Below are 20,651 nucleotides of genomic sequence, written 5' to 3'. Positions count from 1 at the left end.
CAGTAATGATAGACAAATTTGCAATTAAGGAGCGCGAAAAAATGACTGAAAAAATTACTGATCCTTGGGACCTGCGCAAGGTCCTGCGGGAAATCGCTGACGACCCGGAAAATTATCATGAAACAGATCTAGCAATTGACCCGGACGCGGAAATTTCCGGCGTCTACCGCTACATTGGGGCTGGCGGTACTGTTGAACGGCCGACCAAGGAAGGCCCGGCCATGATGTTCAACAACTTGAAGGGCTTTGACAATACGAGAGTCTTGATCGGCCTCATGGCCTCAAGAAGACGGGTTGGCAAGATCCTCCACCATGACTGGCAGACCCTGGGCCGCTTCTTGAAAGACGCCGTTGAAAACCCGGTACACCCATTTACCGTACCCAAGGAAGAAGCCCCAGTCCAGGAAGTAGTCCACCTGGCGACTGACCCGGACTTTGACCTCAGAAAATTGGTACCAGCCCCAACTAACACTGAATATGATGCTGGCCCATACATCACCTGCGGCCTGGTCAAGGGGTCAATGCCAGACAAGTCCATGACTGACGTTACCATCCACCGGATTTGCATTGAAGGCAAGGATACGATGGGGATGTACATCATGCCTGGCGGCCGTCACATTGGCCACTTCCAAAAGGAATTCGAAAAATTGGGCAAGCCGATGCCAATTACCATCAATATTGGCTTGGACCCGGCCGTAACGATTGGGGCAACTTTTGAACCGCCAACAACCCCGCTGGGCTATGATGAACTCGATGTGGCAGGTGCTCTGCGCCAGGAACCGGTCCAGCTGGTCGATGGGGTGGCAGTTGACGAACAAGCCTTAGCCCGCGCCGAATACGTCATTGAAGCTGAAATCATGCCAAATGAGACCATCGTTGAAGACATCAACACTCATACCGGCCACGCCATGCCGGAATTCCCAGGCTACAACGGGGATGCCAACCCAGCCGTTAACCTGGTTAAGGTCAAGGCCGTAACTTGCCGCAGAGATAGACCAATCATGCAAAGCGTGATCGGGCCAAGTGAAGAACACGTATCAATGGCCGGGATTCCGACTGAAGCATCAATTTTGGAACTGGTCGACAAGGCCATCCCAGGCAAGGTGGTCAATGTCTACAACCCGCCAGCCGGTGGCGGCAAGCTGATGACCATCATGCAGATTCACAAGGAAAATGAGGCTGATGAAGGGATCCAGCGGCAGGCAGCCATCCTGGCCTTTTCCGCCTTTAAGGAACTGAAGACGGTCTGGCTGGTCGATGAAGACGTGGATATTTTTGACATGAATGACGTCGTTTGGACCATGAATACCCGCTTCCAAGGGGACATGGACATCATGGTCCTGTCAGGGATGCGGAACCACCCGCTTGACCCGTCAGAGCGGCCGGAATACGATCCTAAGTCCATTCGCTTCAGAGGGATGAGTTCAAAGACGGTGATCGACGGGACCGTGCCATTTGACATGAAGGACCAGTTTGAACGGGCCCACTTCAAGGAAGTGCCGGACTGGAAAAAGTACTTGGACTAAAGAAAGACTGAAGAGATGAAGAGAATCGTTATTGCCATGACTGGGGCCAGCGGGTCAATTTACGGGATCGACCTGTTGAAAAAGCTTAAAACCATGCCGGAAGTCGAGACCTGGCTGGTCATGAGCGACTGGGCCAGAAATAATATTGAAATTGAGACTGACTATACCGTAAAACAGGTAGAAGACCTGGCTGACCATCTGGCTGACAACGGCAACCTTGGCGCGGCGATCTCTTCAGGCTCTTTCCAAGTCGACGGGATGGTGGTAGCGCCGGCCAGCATGAAGACAGTAGCTGGGATTGCCTTTGGCTTTGACCAGGACTTGATCATGCGGGCCAGCGGAGTCATGATTAAGGAGCAGAGGAAGCTCATTCTGATGCCGCGGGAAACTCCCTTGTCAGCCATTCACTTGGAAAACTTCCTAAAATTGGCCAGACTGGGCGTCCAAATCATGCCTCCGATTCCCTCATTTTATGGCCGACCGGAAACGATCCAGGACCTGCTGGATCAGACCAACATGCGGGTCTTGGACAATCTGGGCATTGCCAGCAATTTTGCCAAAAGATGGGGGGAAGGGCAATGAATCAGAAGCAGATTTTTACCGTCAAAGAAGCCGGCTATGAAATCCAGGCAGAAGTGACCTTGGCTAATAAAGACCTCCTGGTCAACCTGCTAGGCGGGGACCTGCCGCATTTAGGCGGAGTCTTAACCTATGACGCGTCCAGCCAGGAAGTTGAGGAAGTCAAGCTTTTCAGCCATGATGGCCGCTACCACAAGGATATCCTCCTGGCTCAAGTCTTTTTTGAAAAAATCAAAGCCGACTTGCCCGGCAGCATTACAATCTCGGCCGGTGTCCATGTCGACGGGATCAGCCAAGAGCAGATCGCGGCGTCTATGGCAATGACGGAAGAGCTGGCAAGGCAATGTACTGCCTGGCTCAAGGAGCAGAAGGGCTTCAAAGAACCGGTCTACAGCAGCCACTTCAAGTAGAAAAAGTAAAAAAACAGAGATAAACAGAAAAAAGCCAGCAAGATCACAAGCAGATCTTGCTGGCTTTTCGCGTTTTTGTCTAGGGTTTGGTATGGCAATAATAATTAAAGAAGATTAGTCAAGGTCTTCCCCGTTGGACTCGATGACCTTCTTGTACCAGTAGTAGGAGTCCTTTGGGGTTCTGCTGAGGTCGCCAACGCCTTCGTCGTTCTTGTTGACGTAGATGAAGCCGTAGCGCTTGTCCATTTGGCCAGTCCCGGCAGAAACCAGGTCGATTGGCCCCCATGGCAGGTAGCCCATCAGGTCAACGCCGTCGATGGCCACAGCCTTTTCCATTTCGCTGATGTGCTTCTTGAGGTAGTCAACCCGGTATGGGTCGTGAATCTTGCCGTCTTCGACCTTGTCGTAGGCACCCAAGCCGTTTTCAACGATGAAGAGCGGCAGGTGGTAGCGGTCAGTCAAGTGGTTCAAGGAAAGGCGGAGGCCGACTGGGTCAATTTCCCAGCCCCAGTCGCTTCTTTTCAGAGTTGGGTTAACGGCCACAGCCTTTTCCAGGTCGCTCAGTTCATCGGCTGAGACCTTTTCGCTGGAGACAGTAGTTGATTGGTAGTAAGAGAAGGCGACGTAGTCAACAGTCCCTTCCTTAAGGACAACCCGGTCTTCGTCAGTGATGTCTGGCCGGTAGCCATGCTTTTCAATGTAGGCTTCAACTGCCTTCGGGTATTCGCCAAAGACTTGGACGTCAGAGAAGAAATCCCGGTGCTGCTCGAACTTGTCGGCCAAAAGGGCGTCTTCTGAGCTTGGAGTCAGTGGGCGGACTGGTGAGTAGTTGATCATCAAGCCGATCTTGAAGTCAGGGTTGATCTTGTGGCCGATCTTGACTGCCAGGGCGCTGGCCACAAATTCATAGTGAGCAGCTTGGTACATGGCAGCTTCTTTTTCTTCGTCGGTCATGCCGTCCTTAAAGAGGATGCCGGAGTTGGTTGCCATCAAGAAGTCGTTGTTGAAGGCACTCTGGTTGTCGATTTCGTTAAAGGTCATCCAGTACTTGACCTTGTCCTTGTAGCGCTTGAAGCAGACTTCAGCGAAGCGGACGAAGAAGTCGATGGTCTTGCGGTTGGTGAAGCCGCCGTAGTTCTTGGCCAGGTTGAATGGCATTTCAAAGTGGCTCAAAGTGATGACTGGTTCAATGCCGTACTTGTGCATTTCGTCAAACAGGTCATCGTAGAACTTCAAGCCTTCTTCGCTTGGTTCAGCGTCATCACCATTAGGGAAGATTCTAGTCCAGGCAATGGAGGTTCTGAAAGCCTTGAAGCCCATCCCGGCCAGGAGCTTGATGTCTTCTTTATAGTGATGGTAGAAATCGATGGCTGAGTGGTTCGGGTAGTTCTTCCCTGGCAAGACACCGTCAGTGATCTCCCGTGGCTTAGTAGCTGAACCGACCGTCATGACGTCAGCAACGGACACGCCCTTGCCGCCAACGTCCCAGGCACCTTCCAATTGGTGGGCGGCTACCGCGCCGCCCCATAAAAATCCTTCTGGCATTTTAGCAGAATACATTGAGCAAAACCTCCATTACTAATTTCACTTTTTCGCTATTTTCATTACTCGAGTGCTTACTTACAAGTTTTCATATCTTGGTAAGTAACCGCTTTCGACTCTGATTATAGATTGTATTCACGGTTATTGCAAGTTGCGAAAAGAAAAAATATTGCACTTTTTCTTCTTAGAGAAAGAAAACTGAAAGATGTGAAAGCAAGAAACTAAAGTTGAAAGCGTCATAACAGGCTTATTGCTTTGCCAAAAACTTACTTCTTAAGTCCAAAATAAGAGTCTTAAGTCGATAAAAACATGTTCTTTTATTTTTTCTAAAAAAATAAAATAGCGATTCAAGGCTGATATTACGCGGATTTTAGCCTGTTTTTACTCAGCAGGCAGAAGAAAAATGTAATGAAAGCCATTTACTTTCAGCTGAAAGCGGTATACACTGTAAGCGTAAACAAACAACACAAAAAAAGTCTAGGAGGAAATAATTATGGCTACTAAAACCATTATGTTGAACTGTGCGGCTGGTATGAGCACCAGCTTACTCGTTAAGAAGATGCAAGAAGCTGCCAAGGCTCAAGGCAAGGACTACGAAATCTTTGCCTGCCCGGCTTCTGAAGCCGACACCAAGCTGTCCACCATGGATATCAGCTGCGTATTGCTTGGGCCACAAGTTGGCTACATGAAGGGCGACTTTGAAAAGAAGCTTGAAGGTACTGGCATTCCAATGGGCGTTATCCCAATGCAAGACTACGGGATGATGAACGGCAAGAAAGTTTTGGAATTTGCTGACAGCTTGATGGCTGAATAGGATGATATAAATGCTTTTGGCAGAAGGGGAGAGCTGCTAAGGGCATGTGATGATGAGTAGAAGTAGAAATAAGGTAATTGAAAAATGGCTGAATTAAACGATACTTCAGAAACTTTAAAGCAAGCAGCAGAAAACCAGCAAAGCCGGGAAGAAGAAACTTTGATGGCTGCCATGGGCTTGATTGCCAACGGCGGTAACGCCAAGAGCTTGGCCTTTGAAGCAATCCGCCTGGCTAAGGTTGGCAAGATCAAGGAAGCAAGAGAGAAGCTGGAAGAAGCAGACAAGTCTCTGCTTGACGCCCACAACTCACAAACGGACATGTTGACTAAGGAAGCCCAAGGCCAGCACACCCACGTGACTCTTTTGGTTGTCCACTCACAAGACCATTTGATGAATGCCATCACCTTCCGTGACTTGGCGGGAGAAATGGTTGACTTGTACGAAAAGCTTTACGCAAGCGGTGCTCTGAAGACCGAAGCGTAAGCGCAAGGGAGGAGAGCAAGCATGTCTGCAAAAATCAAGAAGCAAAAGCAAAAAATGAAGCAAGACCAGACATATGTGGACAAACGGCATGATGACCGGGTGCGCTACGCGTACTTTGCCCGCTACATGATGGTTCGCTACTTCGTCATTGCTTTCTTTTTCGCCAATTTCTTCTGGCTGCTGGTTAGCTATTCAGCCAATACCCAGCCGGGGATGATTTTGTCGGCTGTAGCTACCGTTTGGTGCATGGTCAGCGTGATTGAGCAGCTGGGCAAGCTGCACAACAAGCAGGCAGATGTGCCAAAAACTCGGCACTACCTCATTTTCCAACTTGGCCTCAATTTGGTGATGAGCATATGCTTGTTTACTCCTTTGAAGAGTTTGATCTATCCTTTCGCAAGCAGTAAGAGTTCTGTTCAAGCCTTGCTCTGCATTTTGTTGATCGGGATGGCCGCTGCGGCAGCTGCCCTTGTCCGGATTCATAATATTTGTCTGGGGAGAGACAAATATTTGCCGCTGATCCGCAATGCGGAAAAGAGTCGGGCTTTGGATCAGGAGTAGGTCCTTATTGCAATTCAAAGAGGATTATCGAAAGTTAATGAAGAGAAAAAATAGGGGAGAATATCATGGCTGAAGCACAAAGCTCATTCAGAGATAAACTCGCGACTGGCATTGGGAAGTTTGCTGGTTCACGTTTTGTTAGATCAATTATCGATTCAGGTTATGCGGTAATTCCATTCACTATCGTCGGGGCGATTTTCTTGATCCTGACTGTTCTGCCGCAGGCCTTTCCAATTCCAGGATTTGCTGCCTTGTACGCAAATACGCTCGGCAAGTTCTCAAACATGTTCACGGTTGTTTACAACGCCAACATGGGTATCCTGTCACTGATCTTTGGTGGGCAGTTTACTTACTCATACGCTAAGATCTACCAACAAGAAGAAAAGATCAACATTGTGCCACTTAACGCCTTGTTCATGATGCTGATGGCAATGTTCATCACTGTGCCGCAAATGGTCTTCAAGAACGGTTCAATTCAATTCGTTCAATCACTGAAGGCTGACAACATCATCGGTGGTGGTATCCAAGTTTCAACTTCAGGTGTTACCAGAATTGGTACGACTGGTCTGTTCACGGCGATCGTGATCGGCTGGCTGACTGTACAGATCTACCGCTTTACGGTTAAGCACAACTGGCAAATCAAGATGCCAGATGTCGTTCCAGCTGGTGTTTCCAACTCATTCAGTTCATTGATTCCTGGCTTCTGCGTTGCATTTGTAGTTGCTACTATTAACTTGATCCTTGTTCTGATGGGCACTGACATCTTCAAGGTTATGTACGTGCCATTCTCATTTGTCGGCAACATTGCCGGTACTTGGTGGGGGTTCTTGATTATTGTCTTCTTCATCCACTTCCTGTGGTGGTTCGGTATCCACGGTGCCAACATCATGAATTCATTCTACACTCCAATCGCTTTGGCCAACCTTGCTGCCAACGTTAAGGGTGCTCACAACTTCTTTGCTGGTGACCCAATGAACGCCTTCATCATCCTCGGTGGTTCAGGTTCAACCCTGCTGATCGCTTGGTGGATGGCTGGCCGCGCCAAGTCAACCCAGCTGCGGGAAATCGGTAAGGTTGAAGCTGTTCCAGCATTGTTCAACATCAACGAACCATTCCTGTTCGGTTTGCCAGTAGTCTACAACGTTAACTTGTTTGTCCCATTCATCGGCGCGCCAATGGCTACTGCCATCGTTGCTTACATCTTCCACGCAATCGGTTTCATGCCTGACATCAAGGTGCAACAACCATGGCCAACTCCAATCGGCCTTGGTGGTTACCTGGCTACCTTGTCATGGAGAGGTGCTGTTGTAGCGATCGTCTGCGCGCTCGTAGCCTTCGTAATTTGGTATCCATTCATGAAGCGCTTTGACCTTAAGACTTACAAGAAGGAACAAGAAGAAGCTAAGCAAAACGCTAATGCTTAATTAGCAATAGATTAGCAAAAAGCTGCCTTAGGGCAGCTTTTTTCATTGCTTTATAATGCTACAAAAGTATAGAAAAAATCCTTCAAAAGCCTTCTATTTGTGCTACAATCTAGGAAACGTTTAAAGAAAACGAGGTAATTGAAATGGAAAACAAAATGTTGGTTGTAACGACGGAATCCATCCCTGGCCGCAAGTACGAAGTGATCGGTGAAGTGTTTGGCGTAACCACTCAGTCAAAGAACTTTGCCTCTGACTTTGGGGCTGGCCTTAAAAGCATGATCGGCGGGGAAATCAAGGCCTACACCAAGATGCTGACGACTTCAAGAGAAGTGGCCCTGGACCGGCTCAGAGAAGAAGCAAAGAATGTTGGTGCTGATGCCGTGGTCATGATGCGCTTTGACTCAAGTTCAATCGCTGGTGATATGCAGTCAGTCGTAGCTTACGGGACGGCTGTTAAGTTTGTAGATTAAGAAGTTTGACAGCAATAAAAATACTGGAATCAGTCGATTCCAGTATTTTTTATTTTGCGGTAATTATTACAGCAGCTAACCAGGTCAAATTCAAGATTGCCATGCTGCTTTTGCCTGCGATTTTCCTGGCCTTAAGCATGCTGATGTTTGCCAAAAAGGTGATTTTGTCAGATCAAAAGCATGCGGAAATCGTTGCTGAATTAGAGAAAACTTGGGGTAAGCAGTTTGAAAATGATGGTGCGGAAACTAAAACAGATTCAGCCAAAGATGTAAAGCAATATTTGACAACGCCAGTAGCAGGTGAATTATTACCACTTAAAGACAGCAGTGATCCAAACTTTGCCAGTGGCAAGATGGGCCGTTGCTTTGCTATCAAACCTAATGACGGCCGAGTTTACGCTCCGTTTGACGGGGAAGTTGCGGCCAGCTTCGCAACTCGGCACGCGATCGGTCTTAAGAGCGCTGATGGTTTGACGATCTTGATCCATATTGGGATTGACACGGCCAAGCTGAACGGCACTGGCTTTGTACAGTATGTTGTCCAAGGGCAAAAGGTCCAGAAAGGCCAAGAACTTATTGAATTCTGGGACCCAACCATCAAACAGCACGGCTTAGATGATACTGTGCTGGTCACCGTCTTAAACTCAAAAGACTTTGAAAAGCTGGCAGTTACTGAAGAATATGGCAAGACAGTCAAAGCCGGTGATCCGATCATGAAAATCAAATAAGTGGCAGCAAGAAGGAGAAAAAATGTCAGAACTGATTGAATATGATGCAAAAGAGCAGGTCTTTCACCTGCACAACCAATCTATTTCTTATCTATTTTCAGTTGTTAAGGGCGGCACATTAAGCCATCTGTACTTTGGTAAACGGGTTAAGGGCTACCATGGCGAGTTAACCTACCCGGCGGTGGATCGCGGCTTCTCCGGCAACCTCCCAGGGGATTTGGACCGGACATTTTCCCGGGATACCTTGCCGAAAGAATATAGTACTGCTGGTGAGATGGACTACCACTCACCGGCAACAGTTGTCCGTCAGTCTAATGGGTCTAATGCCCTGTTCTTACACTATACTGGTTATGAAATCGCGCAGGGCAAGCCCAAGCTTCAGGGACTTCCAGCAGCTTACGTCGAAAAGGAAGACGAGGCTGAAACTTTAACGATCAAACTTACCGATGACCTAACGGGACTGAAATACCATCTGCTTTATACTATTTATCGCGACCGGAATGTGATTGCCCACAGCGTTCAGGTATGCAATAAAGGCGAAGAGAATGTCTACCTGGAAAAAGTTGCTTCCATGCAGATAGATCTGGTTGGCCAGGATTTGGAAGTCATTACTTTGCCTGGCGCGCATGCTAATGAACGCCATCCACAAAGATGTGGCTTGGTGCAAGGCCGGCACGTGTTTGAATCACGCCGGGGCTCATCGGGCCATCAAATGAATCCCTTTGTGGCTTTGGTTGAGCCAAAGACTGATGAGTTTAGCGGTGAAGCCTGGGGACTTGCTCTGGTATATTCCGGCAACCATGAATTCGAATTGGAAAAAGAGTTACTAATTAGTAATAAGTAATATAGAACTACGCGTGGTGCTAGTTGAAATATAGTTTCAATTTCTTAACAAAAAAGGTCCAACATTGTAGACTCTAGTTGGAAAAAAGAAAGGAGTCCTTACAATGTTGAACCAACTACAGATTAAACGTTATAGTCACCGTTTGCAAGTGGAATTTCGAACTTTGTCGAAAATCTGCAAGAAACTTTATTACAAGTACGCTCCATCTCGGTTAACTCACCGTCGCAATGCCAGTCTGGTAAAGGTTCCAGACTACGAAATTATTGCATTACTTGTCTGGCAAGCTGAGGAAGGTATATCTTCTCAGCGCAGATTTGCTCGCTGTTGGGGACTTTGTGGGCTCTCCAGATCTCGTTTCAATCGCAGAGCTAGAGCGCTTCTTGGCATCACTGTTCAGATCGTCAACGAACTAAACTCAAGAGTCGATCTGTCTGATCAGTACATGATCATTGACAGTCTACCCATGCCTTTGTGTCAGCCAATCAGAAACCGCAGAGCTAAAGTGTTTGAAGGAATTGCCAACATTGGCTATAACTCAACCAAACAGTTTTACTATTACGGCTTTAAAGGCCACTTTGCCGTAGCTCAAGACGGTTATGTTCTTGGCTATGTAATCACACAAGCATCAATACACGATGCAAAAGAAGCAGAAGAGCTGATTCTCACTACCCATCCCGAAGGGCACTTTATTTTAGGCGATGAAGGCTATATAGGCAAGCAGCTGCACGATACTCTCAAGATAAACGGCTATATACTGTGGACACCTTACCGGAAAAATATGAAAGGTGCTAAGCAGCATAACAAAAGAGAGCTAATGGCAATTCGCCGAACGATCGAGAGTGTGTTCTCTGTACTAAAGTACTACGGAATTGAAAATATTCTTGCAAGAAGTACAGACGGTTTCCAACAAACCGTCGAGATAATCGTACTAACTTACAATATCAGCTACATCCTACAGAGATATGGACTCAACTTCTTCAACTAGCACCACGCGTATAGAACTATATCGAAAAACATAGCATAATGTTCTTGTGAAAGAAAACGAATCTATTTCAATAGAATTTAACTGTGTTGCACCTATGATTTTAATCAAAAGATGCAACAAATTTTTTGGCTCTTTTTCAAACGTATGTTTGGAAAAGAGCTGGGATACGTGCTAAAATATGCTTGTCGAAAAGAGGTGAAGACAAATGGCAACCAAAAGGACTCACGTATATCGTTTATATCCAGATGCTACTATGGCTCACGTCTTAGATCAGTGGTGTGACTACCGCCGTTATTGCTACAATAAGGCCCTAGAACTTTGGAACGCTACCTATTCGGAGTACCGTATGTTAGTTAGTCCAGAGATTCTGACGGAATTCAAGAAGCCAAAAGAAGAACGGCAATTTACTGAAGAGCAGAAGTTATTTATATCTAGATACTACCCAACCGCAGCACTGATTCAGAAAAAGCTTACGGCAAACAAACAGTCATGGGAAAGGCAGATTTCTTCGCGTATCCTGCAGCAAGCATGTGCTGACTTGGGCAAATCGTTCAAGAAGTTTGCCAAAGATAAGGCACTCAAAGTTAAAAATGGTGCCGGACACCCCGTTTTTCAATCCAAGAAAGCCAAACGCCAAGGCTTTAAATTGAATCAAGGCGTGGTTCTCGCAAAGGAAGGCAATCACGGAAAGCTGACCTTGCCCGTCCCAGCACCTTATAAGGGTGAGTGGCATAGCATAAGATTTTCTGAAATCCCCAAAAATGCGGAATTTGGGACGATAAGCTTTTACCGTGAACACGGCCATTACTACATGGCGGTTCCTTACAAGTATGAGACGCCACCATACATTCACAAGCATACGGGTAAGAAGACAGGGATTGACGTCAATGTCAGTCATTTCAATGATGCAGAGGGGGAACACTATTTTCTGCACAAGGGAAACAATGGCGCCGTCAAGCTGGCAAGAGTCTATGAGAACATCAAGCACAAGCAGCGGATTCTGGCAAGAAAGCTGGAAGAAAATGGCCAGATTGCCGGGAAGCGCTCAAAAAGCTATCAAAAAGCGAGAATCAAGCTTCAGAAGCTTTACGAGCGTGCTCACCGCATGCAGGATGACGCGATGCACAAGTACACGACTCACCTTGTCAGAGAATATGATGCAATCTGCATTGAGGATCTGGACGTCAAGGGCATGCTTATGAGCCATGTCGCTTCAAAAGGCGTGCACCGTGCGCTGTTTGGACGCTTTCGCAGCTATCTCGAATACAAGTGCAAGTCTGCCGGGGTCAAATTGGTGATTGCCAATCGCTTTTATCCAAGCACCCAGCGCTGTGCAGCGTGCGGCAACGTCAAGAAGGACGATGAGAAGATTACTCTTTCTGGCAATAAGAAGCATGGCACCAAGCACAATGAATATGTGTGCTACAACAAAAAATGCCCGAACTACAATAAGGTTGTAGATCGGGACATGAATGCAATGATGAATCTTACTTTTTTGATTGATCATCCAAGATACAATAAAGCATTGTAAAGAATTGAAGGATCCACAAGGATCCATGCGGGCAGGCTAATGGCCGGAATGCCATCTGTTACTTGAGCAGTTGCGTAAGCGGCTGTTTCGGTGCAGATGGCTCACCGGACGGGAAGCCGATAAGTTGTTTTGGCAGCAATCGGTTTCTACGACCGCGCATGCAATTCCTCAAATGGAAGAACATGCGAGAAGCGAGTTCAGAACTCGTGAGACAGTTCGGTTGCTCATCTTCGGATAAAGGCATTGTCTGCGGCTTCAGCCGTACAGGTGATGTGAGCATATCGAGTGCAGAGATCGCCCACGCTGTCAATGCGAAAGCTTGGCAGTGAACGCTCGTGAGAGAAATGGAAGCCGGCAGAGTCCTATGTTATGTGCTGGGTATGTTCCAGCCAGGCTTGTCGGTGCTGGAAGTAGAGATATCGATGATGTGATAGTCGCAAAGCTGAATATCTTGACCATAATGTGAACCAGCCGGTATCAAGCACACATTCTTCCACATTTCTTATAGCACTTTTCATCAAAGATTTACCACTTTAAGGCAATTGTGGATTAATTGCATTATTGCCATGAACTTCTCTAAAACAAATAAGTTAGGTACAGCGAAAAAGCAGTTTCCTTCGGGAAGCTGCTTTTTGTCTGCATAAAGATATATCAATAAAATAGACAGCAAATTATCATAGAAAACATAAGATCCGGTTGTCAAAGGAACTTTTTAGGATAATAATGGTTCATATAGAATAAAAGACTTATGGATATTGGATGTGTTGATGAGAATGAAAAAGAGATGGTGGATTAAGCTGCTGGTGGTGCTATTTGTGTTCTTCACCAGCGCGGTGGTCATTGGTATTAATGTCTACAGGACCGGGCAAAACCTTGCCCAGCGCTACCAGGCACGGACAGAGCTGAACGCTCAGCTGGCCAGCGACTATTTTAAAAAGGAGCTGGAAGAGGGGCAAAACGTTACTGAAAACATTGAATCAGGTACTGTCGGCAATGAAGGCAATACGGCTGTCTTTACCAGAACAGCCAAGTATATGCTGAAGAGATATGACGGTATCTATTCTTTGCAGCTGATCCACAAAGGGCAGAGCCAACGGGTTTACCAGGACAAGGCCAGTGAAAGAGGGAAATCCAGCCTCCTGGCTGATCCCCAGGTCAAGGCGGCTTTCAGCTATTGCCGGCAAAAGAAGATCAATGGCATTGTTGGCCCAATCAAGACTGGGGAGGGCCGGGATTCGCTTGCGGTTTGCCAGCCGGTTTTCATCAAGGGCAAGTTCTGGGGTTATTCAGTTGCCTTGATTAAGAAAAAAGATCTGTTTGAACCAACCTTTAAGAAGTTGGACAAACTGGGCTATTATCACTGCTTGTCTAAAACACATATAGTGAATGACAGCTATTATGTCTTAGACTCAAACATGAAAACTGTAGGCCCACGTTCAGCAGTTTCTTTCCGCTTGGGGGGATGCACGTGGAAGCTGGAGGCAGTCAGAAAAGATGCTGGGCAGATGCCGCGGGAAATCAAATCCAGCCTCCTGACAGGCATTTTGACGGTGGTGATCAACACCGCTTTGGCGGCTATCCTGGTCAATTATTTTGAAAGAGGCCGGAAACTGGCCAAAATAGTTGACACTGACTATTTGACTGGTTTGATGAGCCGGCAGGCCTTTGACCGGGAAGTCGGCAAGTACTTTGCGAACAATACAGGTAAGCCGGCAATCGGCGCCTTGATCGACATCGATGACTTCAAGTACATCAACGACCTCTATGGCCATGAGGCAGGCGACGCGGCTCTTAAGTCCTTTGCCCGGGTTTTAGATGAGAATTTCGACCAGCTGGGCCTGGTTGGCAGAAATGGCGGTGATGAGTTCGCGGTCCTTTTGGAGCAGACGACGCTGACAGAAGGGCGGATGATTTTCAATAAGCTTTTTAAGCAAAAACTGACCTTCAACTACCAAGGAAAAGATTATCCTTACTCGATTTCCTTGGGCTTTGCCGCTTATCCTGACCAAAGCCAATCTAGAGAAGAGCTGATGTACAAGGCTGATGTGGCTCTGTACGCCGTCAAGATGACCGGAAAAGGCGCGATGGCTGGCTATCACCCAGATATGATGAAAGAAGGGCGGGCGCAATTGGGCTTCAACCTGCGGGATCTGGCGGTTAACCTGCCAGGCGCCTTCTTTATCTACCGGGAAGACGACGGGCGGATCCTTTTTGCCAATAATGAGCTCCTCAGGATCATGGAGTGCTCCAGCAGGGAAGAGTTTATCGAATATGTAGGCCAGAAGGTTAAGGGCTTGATTGCTCCAGAGGACTATGACCAAGCTGTTAAGACCTGCAAGGAGCAAGTAGGAGACGGCGATGAAGGTTTGGCTAAGCTTGACTACCATGTCATCACCAAAGAGAGCCATAAGCGGATCTACATGCATGCCGTGGCCCACATGGTCAAAAATGACTACTTTGGCAAGATTTATTACGTCATTATCGGCCCGCGGCCAGTGCAAAAATAGAAAAATAGCAAGCGAAAACGCGTCCTATTAAGCAAGGACGCGTTTATTTATTGTCTGAAGTTTTTGGAGTTCTTTTGCCTGATCTCGCTGGCACTTTCCTGGTAGCATTCAACCAGTGCCCGGTTCATGGACCTGAGACCACTAAAGCCGCACTGCTCAGCGATCGTTTCCAATGTGCCTGGATCGGTTAGAAGCAGTTTCCTGGCCGCGCGGGCTCGCAGATTCCGCAGATAGGCGGCAACGGTGATCCCCATGTTCTTCTTGAAAAAGCGGGCCAGGTATTCCTTAGAGATATGGGCGTGAGCCGCGATCTCGCTTAAACCGATTGGAGTTTGATACTGGTCGTAGATATAGTCCAGTATCTCCTGCATCCTTTGGGTGATAAAGAGCTTCTTTCCCAGCTCCAGCTGGCGGGGAATCGTGAAGTCTTCCAGCAAGATTTCCAGCACTTCCAGGCTTAAAGCGCAAACCTTGATTTCCCGCAAATCATCTTCCGGTCTTGACCAGGAGTCGTAGATGGCCCCCAGCTTCTTTTGCAGGAGCTGGTAAGCAGCCTGCTGCATTTTTGAAAAAGTTCCTGGATCATTGATCGCAAATTCCAATTCGCTAATTTTCGGGAAAAGACCAGAGACGAAGTTGTAGGGATAGATCATGGACAGGGCCTGGCCATCTTGGTTAGTCTCAATGCTGTGAACGGACTGAGAGTTAACCACGATAATCCGGCCAGGAGAGGTCTGGTAGGTCTGGGCGTCAATCTGGAACTGGTCGATTGACCCGGCCACCGTGTAGCTTATTTCGATTCCTTGATGCCAGTGAGGCGGGATTTCGCTAGGCGTTTCACCATCTGGCAAGGGAAAAGTCATCAGCCAGATAGGCAGGTTGCCGGTTGGCTTGACCAGTTCGTGTTCCAGTTCAGCCATGCTGTTACTTCTTTAGATACTTTCTGAAGAAGTTAAGTTCATCCAGGTTGCATTGCTTGGCGATGTCGTCTCTTTGGTTGCAGTGGAAGACGTGGCCGCGCGGGTTGTCGTTGTCGCCATAAATGTGCAATTCATGCGGGATTTCCTTGGCCAAAAGGTAGCCGTCCAAGCGAACAGCAGAATCGTGCAAAAAGTCCTGGTTGGCGGTCATGATGAAAAGTGGCGGCAAGTTTTGGGTCAAGTACTTCTCCGTGTCCAGCATCTCTTCTTTGCCCTTGACTGCTTCCGGGGTAAAGTAGGCGCCAGGTGCTCCATTGGTAAAGCCCGGTGTGAGCATGAAATAGGCTCCGCAGTTAAGCGCAGCTGCTCTAATTGTCAATTTAGGCAATTCGTAGGCAAAAAGTTGGCGGAACTTATCGTTAGTCAAGATGGCCAGGTACTGCTCTTCCATCTGCCCGCCGGCTGAGTCGCCGACCAGGAAGACATTGTCAGTGTCCAGGTCGTATTCAGCTCCATGTTCAGCTACCCAGTGCATGACGCGGTTGACGTCATCCAGCTCGCTTGGGAACTGGACGTCTGGAGCCAGACGGTAGTTGAAGTTGACAAAGGCAAAGCCTTCCTTAGCCAGGCCCATTCCGTAGAACTGGTAGGTTTCTTTAGTCCCATAGACCCAGCCGCCGCCATGGATGCTGATGATGACTGGCACTTTGCCAGTCCGGTCTTTAGGCAGGTAGATGTCCAGCAGGTTCCACTTTGGGTCTGGCCCGTAGCTGATGTCATTGATTCTTTCTACCTCTGGAATTTCGGTTGGCAGGCCTTCGTCACGTTTGTCGTCGCCGGCCTTGAATTCACTGCGCAGCTTAATAACTGCTTCTGCTAATTCTTCTTTAGTCATGATATTCTCCTTTCATTTGTAAGCGTTTAACTAGATTATAGTCATTATCCCAGGAATTGGCTAGGGCAAAAAGTTGACCGCAAAGAGGCGGAAATTGATCTAAATAAAAATAGCAAGGTCAACAAGCGCCGGATTTCTGACAAGTTATGACATTGAAACCGCTTGCTCAGAAAGCTATCATAGTTAGCAAACAAGCAGGAGGTTTTGAAAATGTCTGAGAAGAAAAATGTTAAAGACAAGGCAATCTTTAAAGTTTCGCTCTTGTCCATATCTTTATATTTGATGATGGCTCCGCAGATTGCTTCGGCTCTGCCTTTGATGTACAAGGCTTTTCCAGGGGTAAGCAAGGCTGGAGTTGAGTCTTTAGCCACGGTGCCGAACTTTGGGATTATCTTGGGGTTAGTAGTCAGTCCGGTATTGATTCGGTTTATAGGAGAGAAGGCAACGATCATTTTTGGACTGCTTTTGACTCTCTTGGCTGGGACCTTCCCGATGTATGCAAGTCAATATGGGCCGATCTTGGTATCCCGCTTTTTGATCGGGCTAGGAATTGGTCTATTTAATTCCCTGGCCGTCAGCTTGATTCCACAGTTCTACAAGAGCGATGAAGAAGAAATGGCAACTATGATTGGCTATCAAAATGTGATGGGCAGCGTTGGCGCGGCAATTTCATCCTTCTTGATCAGCTACTTGGTTACGATCAGCTGGCATGCCGCTTTCGCGATCTACTTCCTGGTCATCCCGTCCTTGATTCTTTTTGCAATCTTCGTTCCTTTGCCAAAGAAGCAGGCAGATGTGGCAAGTAAGCAAAAGAAGTCTAAGCAGCGGATCAATGGCAAGGTTTGCTTGATTGCAGCCTTGATGTTCTTGATCTTCCTTTTCTATATGCCGATGTCCTACAAGCTGCCGACTTTGATCGTGGAAGAACATTTAGGCTCTTCCAGTACTCCGGCCCTGGTTGCCGGGATTTCAACCTTGATCTCGATTCCGATTGGGGCAAGTTTCGGCTTTTTCTTTAAAAAGCTGCATGACAAGATTTTCCCAGTTGGTTTCGCGATTGTTACCCTGGGCTTCTTGATTACGACTTTTGCCAGCAGCCTGGTCATGCTGTTTATCGGCGTGATCGTCTTGGGCTTTGGCTTCGGTTTGGGCGTGCCTTACATGTACAACTGGCTGGACTGGGCGGCGCCAGAAGGCAGTGTCAACCTGGCTACTACCATCGTTCTGGTCTTAGTTAACCTTGGCTGCTCGGTTTCGCCAACCGTGGTTGACTACTTAAGCGGCCTCATGGGCAGCAGCAGTTCCCGGACAGCCATGCTGGTCAGCACCATCTTCTTTGTCTTGATCACGGTCTACGCCTTTATCCACTATCTCAAGGTGCACAGAGTGGCTGTTAAAGCAGAATAAAATGAGTATTCTAAAAGAAAGCTGGCTTTGTCCAGCTTTTTTTGCTAAAAATTAAGTCCAGCTGAATCCTTTAACTTTGCTATAATGAAGTCACCTTTAAAAGTAAAAGCAGGAGGAAAAAGAAAAAATGGAAGCAGTCAAAGCAGAAGATTTGTATCAGGTTGTCAGCCTGGGCAACTTGCAGGCTAAGGGCAAAAGGGCAGTACTGGCCAGAAACCAGGCCAAGGCTGACGGGGAAGGCTACTGGAACTGGCTGGACGTCTTTGAAAATGGCGAGCTCAAGCGCTTGACGACTTTGGGGCAAGAGAAGAGCTATGCCTTAGTAGATAAGGCGGTCTACTACACTGTTCAAGAGGGCAAAGAAGGCAGCTTGCTTTATAAGCAAGAACTGGACCAGGCCAGTCCTGAAAAAGTAGCAACTTTCAAAGCAACCGGCTATCAGGTAATCAATTCAGTAGCAGGCCGCTACCTACTTTTAAGCAGAAGGGTAGACCTGGCTGAGAAAAAATCCAGCGACTACCAGGTTCTGGATGAACTGCCATACTATTTTAACGGCCAGGGCTACATTAACAAGCTCCGCGACCGCCTCTACGTCTGGGACCTGGAAGAAGAAAAGCTGACTGAACTTTTCAAAGCTGAGCCAGACTTTACGGTTATGGAGACCTTTGTAGTTGGTGAAAAAGTCTACGTGGTGGGGGTCAGCTACCAGACCCGGCGGCCCTTTGACGGGGCGGTCTATGAAGTTGACCCAAGAACAGGAGAAGCCAAGCTCCTTTTAGCAGCAGGCAAGGCGGAAGTTTCAGCAGTTTTTGCCTTGAAGGATCAAGTCTACTGCTTCGCCAACACCCATAAAAAGACCGGTTTAAATGAAAATCCGGAATTCTACCGCTTGACTGAGGATGGTCTGGAATTGGCAGCCCACTGGGACAATTCCGGACAGAGCGCTATCGCCGGGGACTGCGGGGTGATCGGCGGCAATGCTTTTGACGTCTATGGTGACAAGTTTTACTTCGTGACCACCATCGTTGACCACGATGAAATCTACGTTTTTGACGGACAGGAGGTTAAGCCGTTTTTTGCTACGGACGGCATCATCAAGGGCTTCCGCTTGACTGGAGAAGACGAATTTTTCCTGGAAGCCGCTTTTGCCAACGAACTTTTGGAATTCTATCAGGTGAAAAATGGCCAGGCAGAAAAATTGTCCAACTATAATGACCAACTTTTGGCTGGTAAATACGTAGCCAAGGTCAATGAAGTAGAATATGAATCAGCTGAAGACGGAAAGCAGCACGGTTGGGTGCTCTTGCCAAAAGACTACCAGGCGGGTAAAAAGTACCCGGCAATCCTGGATGTTCACGGCGGTCCCCGCGCTACTTACAGCAAGTCCTTCTTCCATGAGATGCAGGTTTGGGCAAGTAGCGGTTACTTTGTCTTCTTCTGCAACATCCATGGGTCAAACGGGCAGGGGAACCAGTACGGCGACCTGCGGGGCCGCTACGGGACGGTCGACTACGATGACTTGATGAAGTTTACCGACGCGGTTTTGGCCGCTTATCCAGACATCGACCAAAGCCGTTTAGGCATCACTGGTGGCTCTTATGGCGGCTTCATGACCAACTGGGTGATCGGGCACACGGACCGCTTCCAGGCGGCAGCTTCCCAGCGGTCTATCTCTAACTGGCTGAGTTTTGAGCACATGTCTGACATTGCCCCGGAATTTTGCGTTGACCAGGTTGGGGCAAGTGAAGACGATGATCCGGAAAAGGTATGGCTGCACTCACCTCTCAAGTACGTGAAAAAGGTGAAGACGCCGACTCTTTTCCTCAATTCAGATGAGGACTACCGTTGCCCGGTCGAAGAAGGGATGCAGATGTTTCATGCTCTGCTCTCTCACGGCGTGGAAAGCCGGATGGTGGTCTTCCACGGAGAGAACCACGAACTGTCCAGAAGCGGGCGGCCAAAGAACCGCTTAAGCCGGTTAAATGAAATCCAGAACTGGTTTGACGGGCACTTGAGATAATGAAAAACTCCCTGAAGCAATATGCGGTAAATGCATAACAGACCATCAAGAATAAGCATTGTACATATTATTTCCACCTTCCTATAATTAACATAGAATTGAAATTGAGGAGGAAAAAACATGTACGACAAGCTGATGACTTTAAGTAATGGAGTGCAGATTCCCCAGATGGCTCTGGGTACTTGGTTTATTGCTGATGACAAGGCTGCAGAAGCAGTCCGGGAAGCGGTAAAGATCGGCTACCGGCATTTTGACACGGCCCAGGCCTACGGCAATGAACGCGGGGTCGGCGAAGGGGTCCGGACGGCCGGGATTCCAAGAGAAGAAATTTTTGTTACCTCAAAGGTCGCCGCGGAAAACAAGTCCTATGAATCAGCCGCGGCTTCAATTGATGAGAGCCTGGAGAAGATGGGCTTGGACTATATCGACCTGATGATCATCCACAGCCCGCAGCCATGGAGAGAGGTCAACCAGTCAGACAACAGATACTTCGCGGAAAACCGGGAAGTCTGGCGGGCGCTGACCGATGCCTACAAGGCAGGGAAGGTCAAGGCGATCGGTGTTTCCAACTTCTTGAAAGAAGATATCGACAACATTTATGACTGGGCAGAAGTCAAGCCGATGGTCAACCAGATCCTTTGCCACGTATCAAACAGCCCGCTTGACTTGATCGATTACTGCCAGAAGAAGGATATCGTTGTTGAAGCATATTCCCCGATGGGTCACGGCGAAATCATGAAGCAGCCAGAACTGGTCGAAATGGCCAAGAAGTACGGGGTAACTGTTCCTCAGCTCTGCATCCGTTATGACATCCAGCTGGGGACGGTCGTTTTGCCGAAGACGGCAAATCCTGAACATATGAAGACCAACGCGGATGTGGACTTTGTGATCTCAGACGAGGATATGGAGACTTTGAAGAATGTCAAAGTGATCAAAGATTACGGAGACAGCGGCGTCTTCCCAGTCTACGGCGGAAAGATGTAGCAATAGTTTTTGAATATAATC

The 20,651-nt window shown here is 47.8% G+C and carries 18 protein-coding genes and 1 pseudogene; 16 read left to right on the top strand and 3 right to left on the bottom strand.

Going from position 1 to position 20,651, the window contains the following annotated elements:
- The first annotated feature begins 41 nt into the window (after positions 1-41).
- The 3 genes from ACYVUT_RS06375 to lpdD are packed head-to-tail and all read left to right on the top strand — an operon-like array spanning position 42 to position 2,515.
- Entirely contained in the window at positions 42-1,526 is a 1,485-nt protein-coding gene (locus ACYVUT_RS06375) for a UbiD family decarboxylase (RefSeq protein ID WP_484501709.1), read from the top strand.
- Between the two features lie 15 nt (positions 1,527-1,541).
- Positions 1,542-2,108 carry a UbiX family flavin prenyltransferase gene (locus ACYVUT_RS06370; protein WP_484500346.1) on the top strand — a complete coding sequence of 189 codons (567 nt, stop codon included), beginning with the start codon at positions 1,542-1,544 and terminating at the stop codon, positions 2,106-2,108.
- Complete coding sequence (lpdD, locus tag ACYVUT_RS06365) at positions 2,105-2,515, top strand: prenylated flavin chaperone LpdD (RefSeq protein WP_484500345.1); 411 nt, start codon at positions 2,105-2,107, stop codon at positions 2,513-2,515. The genes ACYVUT_RS06370 and lpdD overlap by 4 nt, the downstream gene beginning before the upstream one ends.
- A gap of 114 nt (positions 2,516-2,629) precedes the next feature.
- Here the strand turns inward: lpdD and ACYVUT_RS06360 are convergent, their stop codons facing one another.
- Positions 2,630-4,075 (bottom strand): 6-phospho-beta-glucosidase, encoded by a 1,446-nt coding sequence (locus ACYVUT_RS06360; RefSeq protein ID WP_484500344.1) that lies wholly within the window; start codon positions 4,073-4,075, stop codon positions 2,630-2,632.
- A gap of 475 nt (positions 4,076-4,550) precedes the next feature.
- On the opposite strand from ACYVUT_RS06360, the gene ACYVUT_RS06355 reads away from it, so the two are divergent.
- The 10 genes and pseudogenes from ACYVUT_RS06355 to ACYVUT_RS06310 all read left to right on the top strand — a co-directional run bounded on the left by ACYVUT_RS06355 (position 4,551) and on the right by ACYVUT_RS06310 (position 14,404).
- On the top strand, positions 4,551-4,871 hold the full coding sequence (locus tag ACYVUT_RS06355; RefSeq protein WP_439775666.1) for a PTS sugar transporter subunit IIB: 321 nt from the start codon (positions 4,551-4,553) through the stop codon (positions 4,869-4,871).
- 162 nt (positions 4,872-5,033) lie between these two features.
- A complete protein-coding gene (locus ACYVUT_RS06350; RefSeq protein WP_439775672.1) occupies positions 5,034-5,354 on the top strand; it encodes a PTS lactose/cellobiose transporter subunit IIA in 321 nt (106 codons plus the stop codon).
- Between the two features lie 21 nt (positions 5,355-5,375).
- Positions 5,376-5,915 (top strand): hypothetical protein, encoded by a 540-nt coding sequence (locus ACYVUT_RS06345; RefSeq protein ID WP_484500343.1) that lies wholly within the window; start codon positions 5,376-5,378, stop codon positions 5,913-5,915.
- Positions 5,916-5,980: 65 nt separating this feature from the next.
- The gene (celB, locus tag ACYVUT_RS06340; protein WP_439775668.1) at positions 5,981-7,339 is read left to right on the top strand and encodes a PTS cellobiose transporter subunit IIC; all 1,359 of its coding nucleotides are present in this window, start codon (positions 5,981-5,983) and stop codon (positions 7,337-7,339) included.
- A 143-nt stretch (positions 7,340-7,482) separates the two neighbouring features.
- Positions 7,483-7,809 carry a heavy metal-binding domain-containing protein gene (locus ACYVUT_RS06335; protein ID WP_439775669.1) on the top strand — a complete coding sequence of 109 codons (327 nt, stop codon included), beginning with the start codon at positions 7,483-7,485 and terminating at the stop codon, positions 7,807-7,809.
- A gap of 5 nt (positions 7,810-7,814) precedes the next feature.
- A complete protein-coding gene (locus ACYVUT_RS06330) occupies positions 7,815-8,537 on the top strand; it encodes a PTS sugar transporter subunit IIA (RefSeq protein WP_484499031.1) in 723 nt (240 codons plus the stop codon).
- Between the two features lie 22 nt (positions 8,538-8,559).
- Positions 8,560-9,360 (top strand): annotated as a pseudogene (locus tag ACYVUT_RS06325) (glycoside hydrolase family 36 N-terminal domain-containing protein); the annotation flags it as partial.
- Positions 9,361-9,487: 127 nt separating this feature from the next.
- Positions 9,488-10,366: an IS982 family transposase gene (locus ACYVUT_RS06320; RefSeq protein WP_484499368.1), complete on the top strand. Its 879-nt coding sequence runs from the start codon at positions 9,488-9,490 to the stop codon at positions 10,364-10,366.
- 205 nt (positions 10,367-10,571) lie between these two features.
- Positions 10,572-11,897, top strand: a complete 1,326-nt coding sequence (locus ACYVUT_RS06315; protein WP_484501708.1) for an RNA-guided endonuclease InsQ/TnpB family protein — start codon at positions 10,572-10,574, stop codon at positions 11,895-11,897.
- Between the two features lie 773 nt (positions 11,898-12,670).
- On the top strand, positions 12,671-14,404 hold the full coding sequence (locus ACYVUT_RS06310; RefSeq protein WP_484501707.1) for a sensor domain-containing diguanylate cyclase: 1,734 nt from the start codon (positions 12,671-12,673) through the stop codon (positions 14,402-14,404).
- 47 nt (positions 14,405-14,451) lie between these two features.
- Here ACYVUT_RS06310 and ACYVUT_RS06305 read toward each other — a convergent pair whose 3' ends face one another.
- Together ACYVUT_RS06305 and ACYVUT_RS06300 are read right to left on the bottom strand one after the other, a co-directional pair.
- Entirely contained in the window at positions 14,452-15,324 is an 873-nt protein-coding gene (locus tag ACYVUT_RS06305; protein ID WP_484500339.1) for an AraC family transcriptional regulator, read from the bottom strand.
- A gap of 4 nt (positions 15,325-15,328) precedes the next feature.
- Positions 15,329-16,219 (bottom strand): alpha/beta hydrolase, encoded by an 891-nt coding sequence (locus ACYVUT_RS06300; RefSeq protein WP_484500338.1) that lies wholly within the window; start codon positions 16,217-16,219, stop codon positions 15,329-15,331.
- Positions 16,220-16,429: 210 nt separating this feature from the next.
- On the opposite strand from ACYVUT_RS06300, the gene ACYVUT_RS06295 reads away from it, so the two are divergent.
- From ACYVUT_RS06295 to ACYVUT_RS06285, 3 genes are all read left to right on the top strand, one after another.
- Complete coding sequence (locus tag ACYVUT_RS06295; RefSeq protein WP_484501706.1) at positions 16,430-17,626, top strand: MFS transporter; 1,197 nt, start codon at positions 16,430-16,432, stop codon at positions 17,624-17,626.
- A 127-nt stretch (positions 17,627-17,753) separates the two neighbouring features.
- On the top strand, positions 17,754-19,646 hold the full coding sequence (locus ACYVUT_RS06290) for an alpha/beta hydrolase family protein (protein ID WP_484501705.1): 1,893 nt from the start codon (positions 17,754-17,756) through the stop codon (positions 19,644-19,646).
- 120 nt (positions 19,647-19,766) lie between these two features.
- Entirely contained in the window at positions 19,767-20,630 is an 864-nt protein-coding gene (locus tag ACYVUT_RS06285) for an aldo/keto reductase (RefSeq protein WP_484501704.1), read from the top strand.
- Positions 20,631-20,651: the final 21 nt, after the last annotated feature.

This window comes from Lactobacillus sp. WILCCON 0059, assembly GCF_057197985.1.
Note: the sequence above shows the minus strand (reverse complement) of the source record. Positions and strands in the feature narration are given on the sequence as shown.